Source organism: Microbacterium rhizosphaerae (assembly GCF_034120055.1).
Classification (GTDB): Bacteria; Actinomycetota; Actinomycetes; order Actinomycetales; family Microbacteriaceae; genus Microbacterium; species Microbacterium rhizosphaerae.
The window spans coordinates 35,153-56,552 of record NZ_CP139368.1; the positions used below are offsets into that span (position 1 = coordinate 35,153).

19 protein-coding genes are annotated in these 21,400 nt (G+C 68.0%); 10 read left to right on the forward strand and 9 right to left on the reverse strand.

What is annotated here, in order from left to right; genetic code table 11:
• Window positions 1-70: 70 nt before the first annotated feature.
• The 6 genes from SM116_RS00190 to SM116_RS00215 form a co-directional block, all read right to left on the reverse strand.
• Window positions 71-787, reverse strand: coding sequence for a hypothetical protein (locus tag SM116_RS00190; RefSeq protein ID WP_320942456.1), 717 nt, complete (start codon window positions 785-787; stop codon window positions 71-73).
• A gap of 71 nt (window positions 788-858) precedes the next feature.
• Window positions 859-1,380 carry an amino-acid N-acetyltransferase gene (locus tag SM116_RS00195; RefSeq protein WP_320942457.1) on the reverse strand — a complete coding sequence of 174 codons (522 nt, stop codon included), beginning with the start codon at window positions 1,378-1,380 and terminating at the stop codon, window positions 859-861.
• Between the two features lie 90 nt (window positions 1,381-1,470).
• Window positions 1,471-3,996, reverse strand: a complete 2,526-nt coding sequence (locus SM116_RS00200; protein ID WP_320942458.1) for an ATP-dependent Clp protease ATP-binding subunit — start codon at window positions 3,994-3,996, stop codon at window positions 1,471-1,473.
• Window positions 3,997-4,168: 172 nt separating this feature from the next.
• Window positions 4,169-4,912, reverse strand: a complete 744-nt coding sequence (locus SM116_RS00205) for a hypothetical protein (RefSeq protein WP_320942459.1) — start codon at window positions 4,910-4,912, stop codon at window positions 4,169-4,171.
• Between the two features lie 131 nt (window positions 4,913-5,043).
• Window positions 5,044-6,039 carry a MauE/DoxX family redox-associated membrane protein gene (locus tag SM116_RS00210; protein ID WP_320942460.1) on the reverse strand — a complete coding sequence of 332 codons (996 nt, stop codon included), beginning with the start codon at window positions 6,037-6,039 and terminating at the stop codon, window positions 5,044-5,046.
• 9 nt (window positions 6,040-6,048) lie between these two features.
• On the reverse strand, window positions 6,049-7,215 hold the full coding sequence (locus SM116_RS00215) for a glycosyltransferase (protein WP_320942461.1): 1,167 nt from the start codon (window positions 7,213-7,215) through the stop codon (window positions 6,049-6,051).
• Between the two features lie 207 nt (window positions 7,216-7,422).
• Here SM116_RS00215 and SM116_RS00220 point away from each other — a divergent pair, with 207 nt between their 5' ends.
• Complete coding sequence (locus SM116_RS00220; RefSeq protein WP_320942462.1) at window positions 7,423-8,421, forward strand: glycosyltransferase; 999 nt, start codon at window positions 7,423-7,425, stop codon at window positions 8,419-8,421.
• On the opposite strand, the gene SM116_RS00225 is transcribed toward SM116_RS00220, so the two are convergent.
• Window positions 8,343-9,011 carry an arsenate reductase/protein-tyrosine-phosphatase family protein gene (locus SM116_RS00225; RefSeq protein WP_320942463.1) on the reverse strand — a complete coding sequence of 223 codons (669 nt, stop codon included), beginning with the start codon at window positions 9,009-9,011 and terminating at the stop codon, window positions 8,343-8,345. The two genes, SM116_RS00220 and SM116_RS00225, sit on opposite strands and share 79 nt — an antisense overlap.
• 84 nt (window positions 9,012-9,095) lie before the next feature.
• Here SM116_RS00225 and SM116_RS00230 point away from each other — a divergent pair, with 84 nt between their 5' ends.
• The 5 genes from SM116_RS00230 to SM116_RS00250 are packed head-to-tail and all read left to right on the forward strand — an operon-like array spanning window position 9,096 to window position 14,139.
• Entirely contained in the window at window positions 9,096-9,983 is an 888-nt protein-coding gene (locus tag SM116_RS00230) for a glycosyltransferase family 2 protein (RefSeq protein ID WP_320942464.1), read from the forward strand.
• Complete coding sequence (locus SM116_RS00235) at window positions 9,980-11,110, forward strand: glycosyltransferase family 4 protein (RefSeq protein WP_320942465.1); 1,131 nt, start codon at window positions 9,980-9,982, stop codon at window positions 11,108-11,110. Before SM116_RS00230 ends, SM116_RS00235 begins: the two co-directional genes overlap by 4 nt.
• Complete coding sequence (locus SM116_RS00240; RefSeq protein ID WP_320942466.1) at window positions 11,107-12,153, forward strand: glycosyltransferase family 4 protein; 1,047 nt, start codon at window positions 11,107-11,109, stop codon at window positions 12,151-12,153. The genes SM116_RS00235 and SM116_RS00240 overlap by 4 nt, the downstream gene beginning before the upstream one ends.
• A complete protein-coding gene (locus tag SM116_RS00245; RefSeq protein ID WP_320942467.1) occupies window positions 12,153-13,265 on the forward strand; it encodes a glycosyltransferase in 1,113 nt (370 codons plus the stop codon). The genes SM116_RS00240 and SM116_RS00245 overlap by 1 nt, the downstream gene beginning before the upstream one ends.
• A 55-nt stretch (window positions 13,266-13,320) precedes the next feature.
• The gene (locus SM116_RS00250; RefSeq protein ID WP_320942468.1) at window positions 13,321-14,139 is read left to right on the forward strand and encodes an ABC transporter permease; all 819 of its coding nucleotides are present in this window, start codon (window positions 13,321-13,323) and stop codon (window positions 14,137-14,139) included.
• 98 nt (window positions 14,140-14,237) lie between these two features.
• Here SM116_RS00250 and SM116_RS00255 read toward each other — a convergent pair whose 3' ends face one another.
• A complete protein-coding gene (locus tag SM116_RS00255; RefSeq protein ID WP_320942469.1) occupies window positions 14,238-14,888 on the reverse strand; it encodes a hypothetical protein in 651 nt (216 codons plus the stop codon).
• Between the two features lie 201 nt (window positions 14,889-15,089).
• Between SM116_RS00255 and SM116_RS00260 the strand changes: the two genes are divergently transcribed.
• From SM116_RS00260 to SM116_RS00275, 4 genes are all read left to right on the forward strand, one after another.
• Complete coding sequence (locus SM116_RS00260) at window positions 15,090-16,298, forward strand: ABC transporter ATP-binding protein (RefSeq protein WP_320942470.1); 1,209 nt, start codon at window positions 15,090-15,092, stop codon at window positions 16,296-16,298.
• A 1-nt stretch (window position 16,299) separates the two neighbouring features.
• Window positions 16,300-17,400, forward strand: a complete 1,101-nt coding sequence (locus SM116_RS00265) for an acyltransferase family protein (protein ID WP_320942471.1) — start codon at window positions 16,300-16,302, stop codon at window positions 17,398-17,400.
• A 206-nt stretch (window positions 17,401-17,606) separates the two neighbouring features.
• Window positions 17,607-18,461 carry a hypothetical protein gene (locus SM116_RS00270; protein WP_320942472.1) on the forward strand — a complete coding sequence of 285 codons (855 nt, stop codon included), beginning with the start codon at window positions 17,607-17,609 and terminating at the stop codon, window positions 18,459-18,461.
• A gap of 9 nt (window positions 18,462-18,470) precedes the next feature.
• A complete protein-coding gene (locus SM116_RS00275; RefSeq protein WP_320942473.1) occupies window positions 18,471-20,471 on the forward strand; it encodes a glycosyltransferase family 2 protein in 2,001 nt (666 codons plus the stop codon).
• Between the two features lie 12 nt (window positions 20,472-20,483).
• On the opposite strand, the gene SM116_RS00280 is transcribed toward SM116_RS00275, so the two are convergent.
• Complete coding sequence (locus SM116_RS00280) at window positions 20,484-21,230, reverse strand: glycosyltransferase (RefSeq protein ID WP_320942474.1); 747 nt, start codon at window positions 21,228-21,230, stop codon at window positions 20,484-20,486.
• Window positions 21,231-21,400 lie beyond the last annotated feature (170 nt).

The following is a 21,400-nucleotide window of genomic DNA, read 5'->3' on the forward strand; positions in this document are numbered from 1 at the left end:
CTTCAGGCTATGCGAAGGCAATAGTCGCGCGCGTCCCCTTTTTGGGGGACATTTTCGACCGGAATATCTCCTAATAAAGGATGAATTGCGCGGTCTGCGCCGACGCGATTCCGCCGATTTCGACGCCCAGATGGTACGACGCGCCACTCCCCGGCGCCCTCGGCCGGCTCTGCGAATTGCACGTCGAGACGGACGACCGCGTGCGGTCCCACGTCAGTGGAGTCGCGCTCTGGACGGTCTGTCCCGCCTTGATGAGGACGACCATGTCACTGGGCTCCGATTGGCAGTCGGTCGACCGCCACCAGGTGTCGCTGCCGCTGGTGACCGTGTATTTCTGCGTCGTCGTGCCGACGTTCATCGTGCAGTCCTTCGCACCGTGGTTCGTCAGTCGGATCGACAGTTTGGGGTTCTGCCCGCTGGGGTACGTGTTCTGGTCGGTCACGGCATCCACCGTCACGTTCGCCGAGGTGCACGGCGCCGCTGTCGCGGTCGCGGCGTGCGTGGCCGTCGGCGATGGGGTCGCCGATGGCGTCGCCGACGGGGTCGGATCGTGCGTCGGCGTGTCGGTCGGAGCCGGAGTGGATGCCGCGGGCACCGGCAGCGCCGTCGTGCCGGCGGCGCCCACCGCCGGGGAGGGCGGATTCGCGTCGGCCGCCGTGCTGGCCCAGGGCTTCGCGATGAGCAGCCACACGCCCGCAACGATGAGGATGATGACAAGCAGCACGACGAGCCGGCGACGGCGGTACACCGCCGGCGAATGCCGGCGACGCGGCGGCTGACTCGTCATGATCCCAGGCTAAGCGCGGTCGCCGACGCCACCGGGATCGGCGCGCGTCGTGCCGATATCACGACCGCGCGTCAGGCGAGCCGTTTGAGCATGCGCGTGTTGCCCAAGGTGTTCGGCTTCACGTGAGCGAGATCGAGGAACTCCGCGACGCCCTCGTCGGGGCTGCGCAGCAGCTGCGAGTAGACGTCGGGGTCGACGACCTGCTCCCCGATCGGCGAGAAGCCACGGCGCGTGAAGAAGTCCACTTCGAACGTGAGGCAGAACAGGCGCGAGAGGCCGAGCGCTCGGGCGTTGTCCTCGAGTCCCTGCACGATCGCCGTGCCCACGCCGTGATGCAGCCACTCGTCGTCGACGATCAGGGTGCGGATCTCGCCGAGATCCTCCCACATGACGTGGAGGGCGCCGCATCCGATCAGCACTCCGTCCGCCTCGGCGACGAGGAACTGCTGGAGCGACTCGTACAGCAGCACGATGTCCTTGCCCAGCAGGATGCGTCGCTCGACGTACGGCTGGAGCATGGCCTGGATGCCGCGGACGTCGGACGAGCGAGCCGGCCGCACGGTGTACGGCCCCTGAGCCTGTCGAAGGGTCATCGTTCCAGCGTAAAACCTCGCGAGCGCGCAACCGGAACGACGAGAGGGTGGATGCCGCAGCATCCACCCTCTCGATCGCTCCGACGTGCGTCAGCTGCCGTTGACCGCGAGGTCGGGCGTGGCCGAGATCTCGCCGCCGCCGGCGATGCCGACCGCGACCTTCTCGCCCCGCGGGGCGGTGTCGAAGACGAACTCGCCGTTGCGCGCATCCACCTTCACGTGGTCGCCGGGGTTGAGCTGGCCGTGCAGGATCTGCTCGCTGAGCTTGTCCTCGACCTCGCGCTGCATCGCCCGGCGCAGCGGACGGGCACCGAGGGTCGGGTCGAAGCCGATCTCGATGAGCTTGTCCTTCGCGGCATCCGTCAGCTCCAGCGTCATGTCGCGGTCGAGCAGGCGCTCGCCGAGACGCTTGGTGAACAGACCCACGATCTGGCGCAGCTCGTCCTTGTTCAGCTGCGGGAACACGATGATGTCGTCGAGGCGGTTGAGGAACTCGGGCTTGAAGTGCCGCTTGAGCTCCTCGTCGACCTTGCCCTTCATCCTGTCGTACGAGGTCTGCGCGTTGCCCTCGACCTGGAAGCCGACCGGTCCCCCGGCGATCGCCGACGAGCCGAGGTTCGTCGTCATGATGATGACCGTGTTCTTGAAGTCGACGACGCGACCCTGACCGTCCGTCAGACGACCCTCTTCGAGGATCTGCAGCAGCGAGTTGAAGATGTCGGGGTGCGCCTTCTCGATCTCGTCGAAGAGCACGACCGAGAACGGCTTGCGCCGCACCTTCTCGGTGAGCTGGCCGCCCTCTTCGAATCCGACGAATCCGGGAGGGGCTCCGAACAGCCGCGAGACGGTGTGCTTCTCGCCGAACTCCGACATGTCGAGCGAGATCAGCGCGCCCTCGTCGTCGAAGAGGAACTCTGCGAGCGCCTTCGCGAGCTCGGTCTTGCCGACGCCCGTGGGGCCGGCGAAGATGAACGATCCCGACGGACGCTTGGGGTCCTTGAGCCCGGCGCGCTGACGACGGATCGTCTTCGCGAGGGCGGCGATCGCCTCCTCCTGGCCGATGACGCGCTGGTGCAGCGCCTTCTCCATGAATACCAGGCGGCTCGACTCCTCCTCGGTGAGCTTGAACACCGGGATGCCGGTCGCCTGCGCGAGCACCTCCGCGATCAGGCCCTCGTCGACCACGGCGTGGGTGGCGACGTCACCGCTGCGCCACTGCTTCTCGAGGCGCAGGCGCTCCGCGAGAAGGGACTTCTCCTCGTCGCGCAGGGATGCGGCCTTCTCGAAGTCCTGCTCCTCGGAGGCCTGCTCCTTGGCGCTGCGGATCGAGGCGATCTTCTCGTCGAACTCGCGCAGCTCGGGCGGGCTCGACAGGATCGACAGGCGCAGGCGGGCGCCGGCCTCGTCGATAAGGTCGATGGCCTTGTCGGGCAGGAAGCGGTCGCTGATGTACCGGTCGGCGAGGTTCGCCGCGGCCACGATCGCGCCGTCGGTGATCTGCACCTTGTGGTGCGCCTCGTAACGGTCGCGCAGGCCCTTCAGGATGTTGATGGCGTGCGGCAGCGACGGCTCGGCGACCTGGATCGGCTGGAACCGGCGCTCGAGCGCAGCATCCTTCTCGAAGTGCTTGCGGTACTCGTCGAGCGTCGTGGCGCCGATCGTCTGGAGCTCGCCGCGGGCCAGCAGCGGCTTCAGGATGGAGGCCGCGTCGATCGCGCCCTCGGCCGCACCGGCACCCACGAGCGTGTGGATCTCGTCGATGAAGACGATGATGTCGCCGCGGGTGCGGATCTCCTTCGTGACCTTCTTCAGGCGCTCCTCGAAGTCGCCGCGGTAGCGGGAGCCCGCGATGAGCGAGCCGAGGTCGAGCGAGTAGAGCTGCTTGTCCTTCAGGGTCTCGGGCACATCGCCCTTGACGATCGCCTGGGCGAGCCCCTCGACGACGGCGGTCTTGCCGACGCCGGGTTCGCCGATCAGGACGGGGTTGTTCTTCGAGCGACGCGACAGGATCTGCATCACGCGCTCGATCTCCTTCTCGCGCCCGATCACCGGGTCGAGCTTGCCCTCGCGGGCGGCCTGGGTCAGGTTCCGCCCGAACTGATCGAGCACCTGGGATCCTCCCTGCGCGGCCGCCTGCTGCTCGTGCGCGGCGCCAGAGACCGCGGCCGGCTCTTTGCCCTGGTACCCACTGAGAAGTTGAATGACCTGCTGGCGGACCTTGTTCAGGTCGGCGCCGAGCTTCACGAGCACCTGGGCTGCCACACCCTCGCCCTCGCGGATGAGGCCGAGCAGGATGTGCTCGGTCCCGATGTAGTTGTGGCCGAGCTGCAGCGCCTCGCGCAGGGACAGCTCGAGCACCTTCTTGGCGCGCGGCGTGAACGGGATGTGACCCGTCGGCTGCTGCTGGCCCTGCCCGATGATGTCCTGCACCTGCTCCCGGACGGCGTCCAGCGAGATGCCGAGGGACTCGAGCGCCTTGGCGGCGACGCCTTCGCCCTCGTGGATGAGGCCGAGCAGGATGTGCTCCGTGCCGATGTAGTTGTGATTGAGCATCTTCGCCTCTTCCTGGGCGAGCACAACCACACGACGGGCGCGATCCGTGAATCTCTCGAACATCGTCGACTCCTCCAGGCGCACTGGTGGCGCCGTCCTTCGAGCGTAACGACCGCTCATCGGGTGCGCGCCCGTGTTCGCCAGGGGCATAGCGCCGCTCGATCGGCGCGCGCATGCCCGTCGCGGGCATGGCGCAGGATGCACCGGTGCATCCTGCGGGGTGACCGCAGCCGCGTCAGCGCGTGCCGAGCATGTCCGCGGTGCCTGCGGCGCCGGCCCCCAGGAAGGCGACCTTGACGGCGTCGCCGGTGACGGTCGCCGGCACGGCGGTGAGGCCGGCGCGAGGAACCATGTCCATCGTGCAGGCGGTTTCGGCGGAAGCCGTGAGCTGGACCACGACCGCCGCAGCGCCGGTGGCGGTCACCGACCCGACTGAGGGCGGGCAGGTCGACGAACCCCACGTGGCGAACGCGAAGCTGCCGTTCGGGAGCTCCGAGCCGCTGCCGGCGCCTTCGATCCAGCCGGCGCTCGGCGCGTTCTCGCCGCCCGCGGCGGGCATCGAGGGGAGTGCCGCGAGCTTCACCGTTCCAGAGAGGGCGCCCTTGGCGACGATCTCGACCTCCTTGGTCGGGTCGACGCCGGCGGGAAGCGCGACGTACGAGGCGCGGGGTGCGTAGTCGGCCGTGCAGGCGGTCTTCCCCGTGGGCAGGCTGAACTCGACCGTGACGGTCTGCCCGCTGGCCGAGGCATCGCCCGCCTTCGGCGGGCACGTCGAGCTCCCCATGCTCACGACTGCGGTGCCCTTGCCGGCGTCGAGCCATGCCGCTCCCACGGCCGCCGTTCCGGGGGCGGACGCCGATGCGGACGGAGGGGCGGAGCTGGAGGCGGGAGACGGGTTCGACGAGCAGCCCACGAGGGCGCCGAGCGCGACAGCGAATACGGCCAGCGCGCCGGCGGTCACGCGTGCGGAACGAGACATCGGAGTCCCCCTTCTCCCCATTGAGCACCATGTTGCCGGAAATGCGTCCCGGAGGGCACTCCCCGACACCACTTCGTTAGACAGGCGGCCTGCGCCGGGTTGGCGCGGGGCCGTCACCTCAACGACTCGGATCAGGCCACGGTCATCTCATCGAGGGACGCCCGGATCTCCTGCACGAAATCCTTGATCGCTTCCGTTCCCGAGATCGGCCCTCCCGCGAGCATGTTGTCCACGCCCAGCAGCACCGCGGTCGGCGTCGCCCAGTCCGCGATCGAATCACGCACGTAGTTGTCCGAGTCATGCAGCGACTGCGGCTCTTCACGTTCGATGAGATCGCTGATCTCGGGTGGGAACGGCAGGAGGAAACGCACATCCACCTCCGGAAGCAGCGCGCGCCATTCACCGATCTTCGCGATCACCTCGTTGCAGGATCCGCATACCGTCGAGACCGCGAGGAGCAGAACAGGACGGGCTCTCGTCAAGGACCGCAGATTGACCGTTCGGCCGTCCGCGAGTGTGACGGGGACGGATGGCGTGCGCACACGGACGTAATCCTGGTCGTCGCCATCGACGGTCGAGCGCGGCTCGGCCGCGGCCGCAGACACCTGTTCTCCGCCTGGCCACATGATGATCACGGCGGTGACACTTGCGACAAGAAGCGCCACCACCCACCACCAGGCGCCGGCGGCCGTGATACCGGCGACGGCACCGCCCAGGAGAGGAAGCGTCCAGACGACCGCTGCGGCGGCGATCGCGACGGCTGTCAGCCAGATGTTCCGCACGACGGTCACCCCGGTGACGCGCTTGCGCACCCCGAAGCACGCGCACTCGGCGCCGTCGTCTGCGCGCCAGGCGATCGCCACAAGCCGCACATACCAAGCCATCAGGAAGACGGCGACGAGGGCCGCGAGGAGGCCGAGCAGGCCCCCCAGCACGAGCAGCGCGAGGCCGAGGGCGATTTCACCCCAGGGATGAACCCGCAGCAGCCACTCTCGCTGCAGTGCCCGCGGCACACCGAGCTCGCGCCAGCCGCTCAGGTCGTCGGGATGGCGGAGCTTCGCGATGCCGCTCGTGATCAGCACGGCGGCGAGCATGAGCGGCAAGGCGAGCGTCAGGGCGCCGGGCATGCCTCGATGCTACCGGCGGTTCAGACGCGCGGCCTCGAGATAGACCCCTCGGTGCGCAGCGGCTGCTTCGGCATCCGTCATCAGCTGGGGTGTCACGGATGCGACTCCCCCGAGGCGATCGCGGAGCGTGACATCGTCCGCCAGCCGACGCAGAGCCGCGGCGAGCGATGCCGGGTCGCGCGCGGTGAAATGCAGCCCGTTCACCTCCGGCCGGACCCATTCCGTCGGTCCGCCCTCATCCGCGACGATCGTCGCGCACCCCGCCGCCAGGTACTGGAGCACGTTCTGACCGAGCGGCTCCGCCCGCAGCGAGGCCTGCACGGCGATGTCCCATTGGTCCAGCAGGGCATCCACGTCGCTGACATGCCCGAGAAGATCGAGGCGGTCGCCCACTCCGAGCTCGACGGCGCGCCGGCGCAGGTGCGCGGCGAAGTCCTCGTGTCCGAAGGGCGCCCCGCCGGCAAGCTCGAGACGCTGATCGCCGGCGGGGAAGGCCGCGGCGAAAGCCTCGAGGAGGAGTTCCTGGCCCTTCCACGGGTCGATGCGGGCGAGCATGCCGATCCGCAGCGGGGCGCTGGATCGCGTCGGACGCGCACGCCGCACGATCCCCGAGGCGCTCGGCACGACCCGCAGCACCGCATCCCGGCGGGCGAAGGGGCGAGCCGAATCCAGCGCGCGCTCCGTGTCCGCGATGACGCCGTCCGCGCGGGGGAGCACGATTCGCTCCATGATCGCCGCGCCGGAGCCCCCGATGGCCTCCGGGTCGACGAGGTCGCGGATGTGCACGATGTAGGGAATCCGCGAGGTGCGTGCCGCCAGCGCGCCGTACGCCGCCGACCTCGTGGTGTTCGCCACGACGACATCCGCCGTGCGGAATGCCGGGTGCACGCGGGTCGACGCCGCTTGTGCGGCGAGTCTGACCGCGTTCGCCGCCTGTGCAGAGGAGCCGGCGCTGCTCGCCCCGTGTCGCTGTACGACTCCTGCGACCAGCACCGGGATGCGTGCCGGAACGTCGGCGAAAGCGCCGAGCCCGGGGGTCGCGGGTCGAGCCAGCAGCACCGCGGCGTTCCAGCGTTCGTGGGCGCGCAGCATCCTGACCAGCGAAAGTTCGGCACCACCCGGCACCGTGGTGTGGTTCAGGAAGAGCGTTCTGAGCGCTGCGGAGTCGGGTGACATGCTCTCCTCCGATGCGACCCGCCGACCGTCCACGGGCGGCGGATAGAGTGTGCGCAGTCGAGTGTACGGGGGTGAGCCGTGCGCGTGCTCAGGATCTCGCACAGCGCTGCCGTCGATGAATGGCGTGGTCGCGAGCGAGCGTCGGGGCCCCTGGGCCTTGACATCGCGACGATCTGCGCAGCCTCCTGGGAGGAGGGCGGCGCTATCGTGACCCCGCACCCGAGACCCGGCGAGCGCGTCCGTCCGACGCCGACGCTGGGGTCGCACCCCGCACTGTTCGTGTTCGATCCGCTCCCGATCCTGCGAGCGCTGCGCGCCGGCCCGGATGTCATCGACATCCACGAGGAGCCGTTCGCACTCGTCACCGCCGAGGTCCTGCTTCTGCGATGGCTGAGCGGATGCCGCGCGCCGTTCATTCTCTACACGGCGCAGAACCTCGAGAAGCGGTACCCGGTGCCCTTCCGCTGGTTCGAGCGGTTCGCCCTCGGGCGCGCCGCGGGACTCTCGGCGTGCAATCGGGAAGCCGCTCGCATCTCGCGACGAAAGGGGCTGAGGAGCTCCGCGCGGGTCATCCCGCTGGGAATCGACCTCTCGACCTTCACGCCGGGTCCGCCGCGCGCGGCCGGTGAGGCGATCACAGTGGGGTTCGTCGGCAGGCTGGTTCCCGAGAAGGGCATCCTCGTGCTGCTGGACGCGCTCGCACACGACCGGCGGCTCAGAGCGCGGATCGCGGGCGGCGGTCCCCTGGGCACGACGCTTCCCGCCGAGATCACGCAACGAGGGCTCTCCGAGCGCGTCGAGCTGGTCGGCTCAATCGACTCCGCCGACGTCGTCGCGTTCTACCACTCGGTCGACGTCATGGCCGTGCCGTCCATCGCGCGTCCTGGGTGGACCGAGCAGTTCGGGCGTGTCGCCGTCGAGGCGATGGCATGCGGGGTTCCGGTGGTCGCCAGCGATGCCGGCGCGCTGCCCGACGTCGTCGCGGGCGCCGGCATCATCGTGGCAGAAGGCGACTCCGTCGCATTGGCCGACGCACTCGTCCGAGCATCCACGATCGAAGCCGATGAGCTGCGCGAGCGCGGGCGGGCGCGGGCCGCGGAGTGCTCATGGGATGCCGTCGCCCGCGATTACCTCGCACTGTACGAAGAGGCATCCAAGCCGGCCGCCTGGGCGAGCCGCGCAGGATCCGACACCCCCTCCACATAGGCGTCGCGGTCGGCCACCGGCATCCCGAGCAGGATCGTCGCCACCTCGCAGAGTGCGGGGACGGCTTCGCTCGTCATCCTGAGAAAGACGGCGTCTCCGTGGCCCTGAGGGTCGATCACGTCTTTGGCCCCACCGGCACGCTCGGCATTGAGGGAGGCGACGATCCGGCGCAGATCGTCCTCAGTCGTGGGCGGTGCCGCGAGCCCGCGAGCCCTGAGGGCCTGAGCCGCCTGACCCGCCTCCCGGACGGTCATCGTGACTTTGAGGGCCGCGGGCACCCTGCCGATGACGGTGTCTCTCTGGCGGGCGGTCGCGGTCAGCACGAGATCGGCGTGCCGGATCATGCTGTCCGTCAGAAGCCTGGCGCGGTGCTCGGCATCCACCACTCCGAGGGCGTGCGCGATGCGCGCCACGCGACGTCCCATGGGGGCGCCGTCCGGCGCGATGAGTCCGGCGCTGCCGATCCTGACCACGTCGGCGAGGGCCGGCGGCAGATACCAGCCGGACCAGAGGCGCAGAAGCGCCTCGGCAAGGGGCGACCGATGGATGTTGCCGTCGCACACAGTGAGGATCGTGAACTCACGAGGCATCCCCGGACCTCCACCCTCGCTCACGGATCTGCCGCCTAGCGGCGGATAGTGTTATGCGGAAAAGCCTAGCCAGGGGAGCCGAGAGTGGCGCCGATCACGGACACGGCCGACGACCGGGGTGTCGAGGTCATCGTCGTCGCCTACGGAGCGCCCGGGTTGCTGCGGGCGGCGCTGGAGCCGGTCGCAGTCCTGCCGACGACGGTCGTCGACAACTCGTCATCCTCGGAGATCGCCGAGCTGTGCCGCGGAATCGGCGTGCGATATATCGATGCAGGCCGCAACGGGGGGTTCGCAGCCGGGGTGAACGTCGGCCTCACGCACCGCGTCGTGCCGGGTGCTGATGTCCTCCTGCTGAATCCCGATGCACGGATCACGCCGGAGGCAATCACTGCGCTGCAGCGGGAGCTCCGGGCCGATCCCCGTCTCGCGAGCGTCGCACCCGCCCAGACGGATGACGCAGGCCGAGAAGCACGGGTCGAGTGGCCATTTCCGTCCCCTGTCCATGCCTGGCTGGAGGCGATGGGGCTGGCGCGTCTCGAGGGCGGGAGCAGCTACGTCATCGGCGCCGTCCTTCTCCTGCGGGCCGAAGCGCTGGAGGAGGTCGGCCTGTTCGATGAGCGGTTCTTCCTCTATGCGGAGGAGACGGATTGGGCGTATCGCGCTCACCTCCTCGGCTGGCGGCACCGCGGCGTCCCGGCCGTGCACGCGATGCATGTGGGTGCCGCAACCAGCAGCGATCCCCGTCGTCGAGAGGCGCATTTCCATGCCTCGCAGGAGCGCTATTTCCGCAAGCACTTCGGTGCGGCCGGCTGGCAGGCTGCCCGCGCGGCTGTCTGGTTGGGGGCACAGGCCCGCTCGATGCTCCTCACCGGCAGTCGAAGGCGCGACGCCCGACGTCGCGCCGCCCTTTACCGCCTGGGGCCCGTGCACGTGGAGGCGCGCCTGACGGCTCAAGCCGGAGCGCGACGATGACCCGGATCGTGCAGATCGTCGCCGTCGTCGGCCCGGGCTCGGGCGTCGCGGGTGTGGCGTGGAACCTCGAACGCGAGTGGCGGTCTCTCGGTGCCGAAGTCGAGGACTTCACCTTCGACTCCGCCCGGCGACGAGCGGCACGACCATGGCCTCGCCGCTCGCTCGCCCGACGCTTCGCCCGGGCGTGGCGCACGATCTGGTTCAGCACGGCAGGCACAATTCGGGCGAGGGAGTTTCTCGCCGAGCGCCCTGGGGCCGTCTCTCTGTGTCACCACAACGTGCTCGCCGGCGACGTGTACGTCAGCCACGGGGTCATCAATGCGGCGATGAACGCGCGTGGAAACGGAGCGTGGCGGATGCTGCGCAATCCGACGCACATCTTCACGCATGTGCGGGACCGCCACCGCTTCCGCAGCGGCACCCACCGTCGCGTCGTCGCCCTGTCTCACGAGGAGGCACGCGTCCTCCGCGCGACGTACGGCCGCATCCGGCCACCGATCGTGGTCATCCCCAATGGAGTCGACCTGCAGAGATTCCACCCTCCGACCTCGCCCCAACGCCGAGCGGCACGGGAGACCTTCCACCTCGATGACGAGGCGCGGGTGGCGATCTTCGTCGGCCATGAGTTCGAGCGCAAGGGGCTCTCCTACGCGATCGACGCCCTGGTCGAGGCGACGACGGTGCTGCTCCTCGTCGTCGGGGGCTCGGCTCAGATCATGGAAGATGCCCGGCATCACGCCGAGCGCATCGGAGTCGGGGACCGCGTACTGCTGGTCGGCCCTCGCCAGGATCTCGAGCTGTTCCTGGCAGCCGCCGACTTCTTCGTCCTGCCGAGTGCATACGAGTCCAACGCGCTCGTGATCCTCGAGGCGCTCGCAGCCGGCCTGCCGGTGATCACGACCCGAACGGGGTATGCGCCGGAGATCATCGTCGACGGATCGAACGGCTACCTCGTCGATCGCGATCCCCACGAGCTCGCCAAGCGATTCGAGGAGCTCGCCGCCGCCGACCTCGGGCCCTGGTCGCAACGGGCTCGGGCCAGCGTCGAGGACCATGGCTGGACGGCGATCGCGCAACGCTACCTCGACCTCTTCGCGGAGGTCGAGCGGGAGCGGGCCGCCCCATGAGCGAGGGTCTCCGCATCATCCATGCGATTCGGTCGGACGCCTTCGCGGGTGTCGAGCAGTTCGTCGCCCGCCTCGCCATCCGTCAGGCGCGAGATGGTCACCTCGTCCACGTGATCGGCGGGTCCCCCGCCAGGATGCAGCGCATGCTGGAGGAAGAACGAGTGACGTTCTCTGCGGCAGCCACGACGTCGGAGACGATACGGGCCCTGCGGACCGCTGTAGCCCGATCGGATGTCGTGAACACGCACATGACGGCCGCGGACGTCGCCGCCGTCCTCGCCCTCGCCGGTCGCCGGACGCGGCCCGCCCTCGTCTCCACGCGACACTTCACCAGTAGGCGTGGAGTCGGCAGCGGCATCCCCGTGGACGTCCTCATCGGGGGCCGCATCGATGCGGAGATCTCCATCAGCCGGGCGGTCGCCGCCACCATCGGGCGGCCGAGCACAGTCGTCCACTCCGGCGTCGACGTCGCCCCCGATGTGGAGCTCCCGCGCCAGCGGGTGGTGCTCATGGCGCAGCGACTGGAGGTTGAGAAGCGCACCGACCTCGGCGTCCGCGCGTTCGCTGCCTCTGGGCTGGCAGACGCCGGCTGGGTGCTCGAGATCGCCGGCGAGGGATCGGAGCGCGAGCGCCTCGAGGTGCTCGCCCGCCAGGCGGTGGGACCGCACGTCCGTTTCCTCGGCTTCCGAAGCGATGTCCCGGCGCTGATGCAAGAAGCGGGGATGCTGCTCGCGCCGTGCACCGTCGAGGGGCTCGGACTGTCGGTGATCGAGGCGATGGCCGTCGGGCTCCCCGTCATCGCGGCCGATGCCGGAGGCCATACCGAGATCCTCCAAGGCCTCGATGCTCGCGCCCTGTACCGTCCCGACGACCCGGAGGACGCAGGCCGCAGCCTCCGCTCGCTCGCCGAGGACACCACCGCGCGGGAGGCGTTGGGGGCGGCCGGCCGCGCACGCCAACGCACCTCGTTCTCGATGGACTCCCAAGCGGCCGGGACGGAGACCGTCTATCGCGCCGCGATCGCCTCCAGAAAGAGTCGTTGATGGATCTCGTCGTGATGTCACTCGAGCCCTGGGACGATGTGTGGCGTCGAAACCAGCACCTGATCGCGTGTCTGCTGGCCGACGACCCCGACCTGCGGGTGCTCTTCGTCGAACCCGCCGCCGACCCGCTGCACGATATCGTGTCGGGACGCTCGCCCGGGCGAGGAACGGCGCTCACGCTGGCCGAGGGGTACGAAGGGCGACTGCTCCGCTTCCGGCCGGTGAAATGGTTCCCGCGCCGCTTCGATGCACATGCCGACGAGCGTCTCGCCCGGAGCGTGCTCAAGCGAGTCGGGCGAGCCGGGATGACGCATCCGCTCCTCTGGATCAACGACCCGGCGGCCGCGCCGCTCGCACGCCTCAGCGGTTGGCCTACCCTCTATGACATCACGGACGACTGGTTGGCCGCCGACCGGCCGGAGCCCGAGCTCGCCCGGCTCCGAGCGGACGAGTCGTGGCTTCTGGACCATGCCGCCGCGGTCGTCGCGTGCTCTCCCGAGCTCGTACGGAGGAAGATCGCAGAGCGTCCCGGAGGCGTTGAGCTCATCACCAACGGCGTCGATGTCGACGCCTACCGGGTGCCGCGTGAGCGGCCCGCCGACCTTCCGAACAGCTCCGCACTCTACGTCGGCACCCTGCACCGGGACCGGCTGGATGTCGGATTGTGCGTGAGCACGGCGCAAGCTCTCGGCGAGGCTGGTCGCCTGGTGCTGGTGGGTCCGAACTCGCTCGAGGCGGCGGAGACCGCCCGCCTCACGGACGCGGGCGTCCTGCTGCTGGGACGCCGTGGGCGTGATGAGGTGATCGCCTACCTGCAGCACGCGGATGTCCTGACGGTGCCGCACGTGGTGACGCCCTTCACCGAGAGTCTCGACCCGATCAAGCTCTATGAGTACCGAGCCGTGCGTCGGCCCGTCGTCTCGACGCCGGTAGCGGGTTTCCGGGATGCGGATGACCCGCACATCCGCATCGCGGTGGCTGCAGACTTTCCCCGAGCGGTGCTCGAGTCGATCCAGGCCCGCTCGGTCGTCCCGGAGGGAGCCGAGATGCCGATCCCCGAATGGAACGAGCGCGCGGCGCAGATGCGCGCTGTGATCGACGGGATCGTCTGACCGTCTGCCTTTCCGACGCAATCGAGTTCCGTGTGTCGGCCGGTACGATCGATCCGTGCGCCCGACCATCATCACGCCCCCCGGCCGGCTCGCGTTGCCGCCGTGGCGCGAGTTGTGGGAGGCCCGCGAGGTCGCGATGCGCTTCGGTCAACGCGACATCGTGCTGCGCTACCGTCAGACGCTGATCGGCGTCGCGTGGGTGCTCATCCAGCCACTCGCGTCCGCAGGAATCTTTGCGATCGTGTTCGGCGCGGTCGCGAAGCTGCCGAGCGGTGGCGTGCCGTACTTTCTCTTCTCGTACATGAGCATGCTGGCGTGGACGCTCTTCGCGAGCACGGTCTCGCGCGCGGCCCCGTCGCTCGTCGCGAACCAGGCTCTCGTGTCGAAGGTGTTCTTCCCCCGGATGCTCATGCCGGTCTCGACCGCGGCATCCACGCTCCTCGACTTCGGTGTCGGATTCGCGCTCGGCGTCATCCTGCTGTTCATCTACCGGGTGAATCCGGGCTGGCCGGTGCTTCTCGTCCCCGTGTGGGTCGTCATCTTCGTCGCCGTGGCGCTCGGGATCGGCCTTGCGGCGTCCGCGTGGATGGTCAAGTACCGCGATGTGCAATACATCCTGCCGTGGGTGCTCCAAGTCGCTCTCTATGCGACGCCGGTCGCGTACGCGACGGATGCTGTCCCCGCGAATCTGCGGCCGCTCTTCCTCGCGAATCCGCTCGCATGGATGCTGGACGGCTTCCGCTGGTCGGTCCTCGGGACGGCGATGCCACCCGCCTGGCAGCTCATCGGCTCCGCCGTCGTCGCGGTGCTCGTGTTGTTGCTGGGAGCGACGACCTTCCAGCGCTACGAACGATCGTTCGCAGACCTCATCTAGCGCCGCCGCTCATCCTGAGAGTCTGTGGGCCGGTAGGCAGCAGACAGAACAGCGCCCCGGTTGCCCGGGGCGCTGTTCGTCAGTCTGGTCGGGACGCGTCAGACGTTCACAGTCGGGAAGCAGTTGCTGCAGGGGTTGGTCGACGCGAAGTTGAACGTCCCGCCGAACCACCCGGAACCCGGCGTGTTCGTGCCGGTCGGAACAGGTGTGTACGGGTGGTCGGGGTCTGCGCCGGGGGTCGCCGTGTGACCCCATGCGAGGAACAGATCGCCCACGGCGCTCGTGTTCGCACTGTTGGAGTTGGTACCCGCGTTGATGATCACGTAGATCGAGGAGTTCGCCGCGATCTGCACCTCCGTGCCGACAGCGGCGCCGATCGGCCCCGTCGGCGAGTTCTGGAGTGCGGGGTCGAAGAGGCGCGCAGATGCGTAGGTGAAGGGAACCGGCGACGTCACGTCGAAGATCGGCGCCAAGGCTCCGGCAGCCCCGGTGTAGATGTAGATCGGCTGGCTTTCGACGTTCGTGAACTTCACGACGAACGTGTAGCCCTTGATGAAGCCCCACTGGTTGTCGCAGCTGTCGCCGGGCTGCTTGCAGGCGGCGAGAACCGTGATCTGCGGAGGCGGCCCGGATGCCGCGAAAGCGGGCGCCGGGGCGGCGATGGCGATCGCCGGAACGGCCCACGCCATGGCCTTCGTGACGGTGCGACGGCTGACGCCGCCTGTAGGCTGCGGTTCGAAATCGCTCATGGTGACCCCCAGAGTCAGTCGGAGCAGTGTGCCCCGGTCCAAGTCAGTGTATGCGCTGTGCCGGGACTTGGTATTGCGGCTGCGGGCCCGACGCCCCAGCAGCCGAACCCCTCGTTCACTCACAGGTAGTGACACGGGCGATGATACCGTAAAACGCTGGCGATTGTACTTCTTCATCGCCCGGTTGACAGCGGGAGACACATGGTGCAGGCGCACGCCGCGATCAGGGCGACGAATGTCTCGAAGACCTACCGCATCAACCACCGGAACACCTCGAATCGCGCCACGGAGGCCTTCGTGGAGTTCGCGAAGCGCCCGTTCCAACGTCCCGAGTTCGAATTCTTCGACGCACTTCACGCTCTCGACTTCGAGATCGCGCAAGGCGAGGCGGTCGGCATCATCGGACGCAACGGCGCCGGCAAGTCCACGCTCCTGAAGCTGCTCACCCGCATCACGGCACCGACGACCGGTCGCATCGAACTCAACGGCCGCGTGGGAAGCCTCCTCGAGGTCGGGACGGGGTTCCACCCCGAGTTGACCGGGCGCGAGAACATCTTCCTGAACGGCACGCTCCTCGGCATGCGCAGACGCGAGATCGTGCGCCGGTTCGACGAGATCGTCGACTTCTCGGGTGTCGAGAAGTTCCTCGACACCCCGGTCAAGCGCTACTCCTCAGGCATGTACGTGCGGCTCGCGTTCGCCGTCGCGGCACATCTCGATACCGAGATCCTCGCAATCGACGAGGTGCTTGCGGTGGGCGACGCAGAGTTCCAGCGCAAGTCCCTGGCGAAGATGCGGGATGCCGCAGCCGATGGCCGCACGGTCCTCTACGTCAGCCATCAGATGCAGACGGTGCTCACGCTCTGCACGTCGGCGATGTTCCTCCAGGCCGGAACGCTCGCCTACCACGGCGACGTCAACTCGGCGATGGCGCGGTATCGGGAGTCGTTCGACGACCACGCGGCCGCACAGGTCGAGGCATCCCGTCGCCCGGGCACGGGCGAACTGCGCGCCGAGTCCGTCAGCACCGACGCGACGTTCCACGTGGCCGACACCAAGGTCGTCGAGATCGAGATCGGCGACAACGCCGACGCGAATCTTCCTTACTTCGTGTCCGCGCACGTCAACGACGCGAACGGCGTCGTGCTTGCGCAGTGCGATTCTCGCGTGCACGGTGTCTGGCTCGATCCGTCACGCCCGCAGCGGCTCACGCTGTCGATCGACGGCCTATGGCTGCGTCCCGGCCGATATTCGGTCGACGTGTTCGTCTGCCGCTCCGGCATCCTCGACGCGTGGGAGGCCGCCGCGTCCTTCGAGATCCTCCCCGATCTGCCCTATCCCGAAGTCGGGTCGGAAGAGGCCATCTCCGGCGGGGCGGTTCTCACGGACTTCACCTACGTGCTCAATTGACGTGACGTACCGCCCTGAACTCGACGGCCTCCGAGCGGTGGCCGTTGTGGCCGTCATTGCATTCCACTCGGACATCCCAGGCACCGGTGGAGGATGGATGGGCGTCGACATCTTCTTCGTGCTCTCTGGTTTCCTCATCACTTCCTTGTTGCTCGCTGAGCATGACAGAACTGGCGCCATCTCACTTCGATGGTTCTACGCTCGCCGAGTTCTGCGGCTCTATCCCGCCCTCATCACGATGGTCGTGATCGGCGTACCCTTCTTTCGCCTGCTTGGAGATCAGGGCACGCTTCCGGGGTACGCTCTCACCGCGTTGTTCGCGGGAACATACGTTCAAGACTTCGTGATTGGCTTCACGGGGAATGCCCACGGCGGCTTCGGTCACACCTGGAGTCTCGCGGTGGAAGAGCAGTTCTATCTACTTTGGCCAATCCTGTTGATCCTGCTGCTTCGTCGCCGCGCGAACGTTCTCCTGTGGACTCTTGGAGCGATGGGCATCACGACCGTCACACTTGCTGCGCTATCGTTCCAGCCCTCCCCGGACGGTATTCCGGATGGCGCCTACTTTCTGCCGTGGTCTCGCTTCAGCGCGCTGTTCGCGGGATGCGTTGTCGCACTACTCGTGCGCGGCGAGATGACTCCGAGCTTTGTCCAGCGTCAGTGGTTCGGTCTCGGCGCTGCGGCGACGGGGGCCCTCCTCATCGTCGGAGCGAGTTTCCTCGACCAATATCCATCGTTCTCTTGGGAAGAACCCGCGATCGCCGCCGCGTCGTCCGCGGTTGTCTGGCACCTGACGTCGAGCCATTCGGCGCTCGCATCGCCTTTGGCCTGGCGGCCCCTGGCGTGGCTGGGGCGCCGTTCGTACGGCGTGTATCTCTATCACCTGCCAGTGCACGCCGTTCTTCTGGCGTTCGTCCCGCTCGCCAGGTCAGCGCTTGGCCTCTTGACGCTCGCTGTTGCGATAGCGGTCGCTGCCATCTCCTATCGCTACGTAGAGTTGCCATTCCTCCGCCTGAAGAAGCGGTACGCGGGGGAGACTGACCGCCAACAAGGTGATGGAGGCGCCCCTTCGGCGCCCACGGGCCCTGCGTCAAGCACCTGACGAGATTGCTTGACCATGTTCCATCGTTGGCCGAAGAGAGCACCAGACTGAGCTCTCCCCGTGCAACCGGCTCCGATCGCACCGGCCGGCGAGTGGAGTGATGCCAATCGGTTGGTCGACAACGCCGTGACGGCCAGGCGGACGGAATCGGTATACTCCCGTTGGTGTCTGCCCCTGTGACCGATGAGCAGATTGACGAGCCAATCATGCGTATCAACGCCTATGTGCTCGTCGCCGACCCGAGCTTTCTGAAAGCCAGCCTCTCCGCTTACTACGACCGGGTCGAGAAGATCATCCTCTCGTACGATCGCTCGGGTCTCTCCTGGACCGGCACGCCCCTACCGATCCAGCAGTGCCTGGACATCGTCGCGGAACTCGACACCGACGGCAAGTGCGTCGAAGCGCCGGGGTCGTACGCCCGCCTCGATCACGATCCTCTCGACAACGACACCTTCCAGCGGCAGGAGGCGCTCGACATCGCGTCGGATCACGCGTCGTGGGTGCTGCAGCTCGACACCGACGAGGTCATGCTGAATCAGGAGCGCTTCTTCGCGGTGCTGGACCACGCCGATGCCGCGGGTGCGGTAGGCCTCGACTATCCGTCGCGTTTGCTGTACTCGCGCTCGGCCCCGGGGCGTTATCTCGAGAAGTGCGACCGGCGCTGGCGTCTCTCGGCATCGTACCCGGGCCCGTTAGCGGTGAAGGCAGGAACCGACCTGCGCCTTGCGCGCCAGATCGACGGACAGCGCTATCGGGCGGACTTCAGATCCACAAACACCGACCCGTGGGGGTCGAGGGCCCTCCGGATCGACGAAACCGTGCACCGCGACGACGCGATCATGCACTTCTCGTGGGTGCGCGACGTCGAGGTCATGCGCCGCAAGCTCGGCTGGTCCGGTCACGCACCCGAGCTCGCCGACCCCGCGATCTTCGACATATGGATGTGGCGGACCAGGCATCCCCTCCTCGCGACGCTCAGCACACCGTTCCGGCGGAAGGACTGGCTGCGCACGGTCGTTGTGCCCGAACCGCCCGGAGGCGCGCCACCTATCGTGGCCTAGGGTTGCGCTGTGCCCTTCGACTATGACGTGGTCATCCCCACGCTGGGGAATCGACCTGCACTTCTCGATCAGTCGATCGCGAGCGCGCTCGGGCAGACGCTGCCTCCCGCGCGTGTCATCGTCGTCGTCGACGGCGACCTCATCGCGGCCGCAGAGATCAAGCAAAGGTGGCCCGCCGTCGACGTGGTCGCCGTTGCTGAACGATCAGGCACCGCGGCAGCGCGGCAGCGCGGGATCGAGTCGTGTTCCGCGACTTGGGTGACGTTCCTGGACGATGACGACCTCTGGGCGAAACGGAAGATGGCCGTCACCGCGGACTATCTGGAGCGGCATTCGACGTGTCAGGCCGTGCGTGCCGTTTACTGGATCTTCGCGGAGCCCGGCGATCCGATCAACGAATATGGCGGGCAGAACGTCGACATGCACGGAACTTCGCTCGACGATCTCGAGCGCGCTGCCATCGGCATGAGCCCGGCGAACGACTTCGAGTACCTCCGCATTCAGGGAGACAGCCTGGGCCTTCTCCTGGAACGCAATCGCGGTGTGATCTCAACAACCTGCGTCCGGCGGTCGCTGCTGGAAGGCATCCCAGCCGTGCCACCCACGATGCATGCGGGCGAGGATCACGTGCTGTTCTGCCTGATCGCCACGCGTGCCGAGTGGCACCTGATCGATGAGCCGCTCCTCTTCTACCGGGTCCACAGCGCTCAGTACACGCGTACCGGTATTGGCATGGCGCGGGGGATCATCCAGTCCCGCGTCACAGCGTGGGAGCTCTGCGGCGACGCCGCGCCGCGGTCACTCGGGACATACGGTTGGACCTACCGTCGCGAGTTCCGACCCTTCCTCTGGGCGATGCTCCGCCCTGGAAAGCTCGTCGAAGCCTTTCGGACATGGACGGCGTCCTTCCAGCTCCTGCCCTACTGGACCGACCGCGCTCTTCTTCTCATCCCGGAGCCCGTGGTTTGGAGGTGGGATCACCGGGTGCGACGAATCACCGCCGCGGCGGGTCCGAAGAAGGGCTACGTCCTTGACAGCACCGCTGAGGATCGCCCTCGCCTGAGTGTCTGCGTCGTCACATACGAACGCCCCACGTATCTCGAACGCTGCCTGCGGAGTCTCGACGAGAACGTGTCCGACGACGTCGAGATCGTGGTCGTCGATGCCTCGAAGGAGTCCGCCGAGGCGCTGGTGGCCGGCATCCGTCCGTCCGCGATCTATGTCCATGCCCCGCAGCTCGCGGGCTGGATGACCAGGTCGCGCAACGAAGCGCTGAAGCGAGCCCGCGGCGACGTGATCTCGTTTCTCGACGACGACGTCGTTGTGAGCGCGCAGTGGCAGGCGGCGCTCCTCGCGGCGTACGACGACCCGTCCGTCAGCGCGGTCGCCGGTCGGACGCGCAATCTCCAGCCCGGGGAGGACGTCTACGACCAACCCGTAGGCCGCCTCCGCCAGGATGGCTCGCTCACTGAAGGCTTCGCGTCCATCCAGCCTCCGACGACCCCGATCGATCACGGCATCGGAGCCAATATGTCGTTCCGGAGGCGGATGCTGGCCCGCCTGGGCGGATTCCGCGACGACTACCCCGGGACGGCGATCCGCGAGGACACCGACATCTTCCTCCGGGTCAAGCGCGCCGGCGGTCGGGCTGTGTTCGCGACCGACGCGGTCGTCGACCACCTCCCGGCGCCGCACGTTCACGGCGCCCGCTTCGATCTGAGGTACAAGCTCTACGCGCGGCGGAACCACATGGTGCTCCTTGCGCGGTACGACGGGATACGCTCCCGAATGCTCCGTCGGTGGATCGTGCATGAACTTCGAAGCGTCAGACAGGTTGCAGGCCTCCGGAGGAAGGCACAGCGGCTCGTCGTCATCACGATCGGAATCGGATGGGGTGCTGCCGCGATGATCCGTCAAGCACATTGGACGCCGATGGATCCGGCTCGTGGAGACCCCCTCGCGACTCAACTCCGTCTGCGAATGATGGCAGACGCTCCCGACGGGCACTGAGAGCGCGGGCGCTTATCGAAGCAGCGAGCTGTCACGCGCGGCGGCCTCGCATGCGATGTCGAGGCAGGCTCGCGGGCTGGGCATCTCCGCTGCCGCCGTTCGACCGACTCGCTCCAGCAGCTCCTCGTCATCGAACACCTCGCCGATGACGCGAGCCATCGCGGGCGCGTCTCCGGGCGGCACCAGCCAGCCTGTGCGCCCGTTGTCGACGTAGTCGCGCGCCCCACCCGTATCGGTCGCGATGACGGCTTTGCCCGTCGCCTGAGCATCGACCACGACCGTCGGCCCCGCCGGGAGGCTCGTGTCGACGAGCGGGACGACCACGAGTTGCGCTCCTGCGGCCAGTCGTCGACCGTCTGCGGGAGGCACGAGCGGCCTCGCGTCCACGTTCGCGGGAACGTCCGTCAACTGCGGATCGGACGAGATGATGAACGGCACATCGCAGAGGCGTGCCGCAGCGATGAGGGTCGGCCAGTCCCTGTGCGCGATGCCGGCGGCGTACACGTAGCCGCCGAGTTCCGTCGTGCCGCCCGCTGGAGTCCCCGGGTAGGGGACGAACTCGCATCGATCGGCCGGCACTCGGAAATCCGAACCGAGCATGCCGATGTCGGATGAACGAACGACAAGCCAACGGTCCACCCGCCGCAAGAGCAGGCGACCGACGGGAACCGCCCACCGCGCACGAGGCCGAAGGAAGTCATAGGCGACGAGGCGCCGCTTCGACAGCAGCGAGAACAGGCACAGGAAATAGATCTCCATGCTCGCATTGAGCACCATCACGTCCCGCGCCGCACGGTGGATCCGCCATGCCTCCCGAAGCCGGTGCGGGATCTGACGCCATCCGTGGACAGCCCAGTCCGAACCGCGCGGGACGACACCTTCGACTCCTTCGAACGGTGAGGCCCACGGAATGCTGATGTACAGACTCC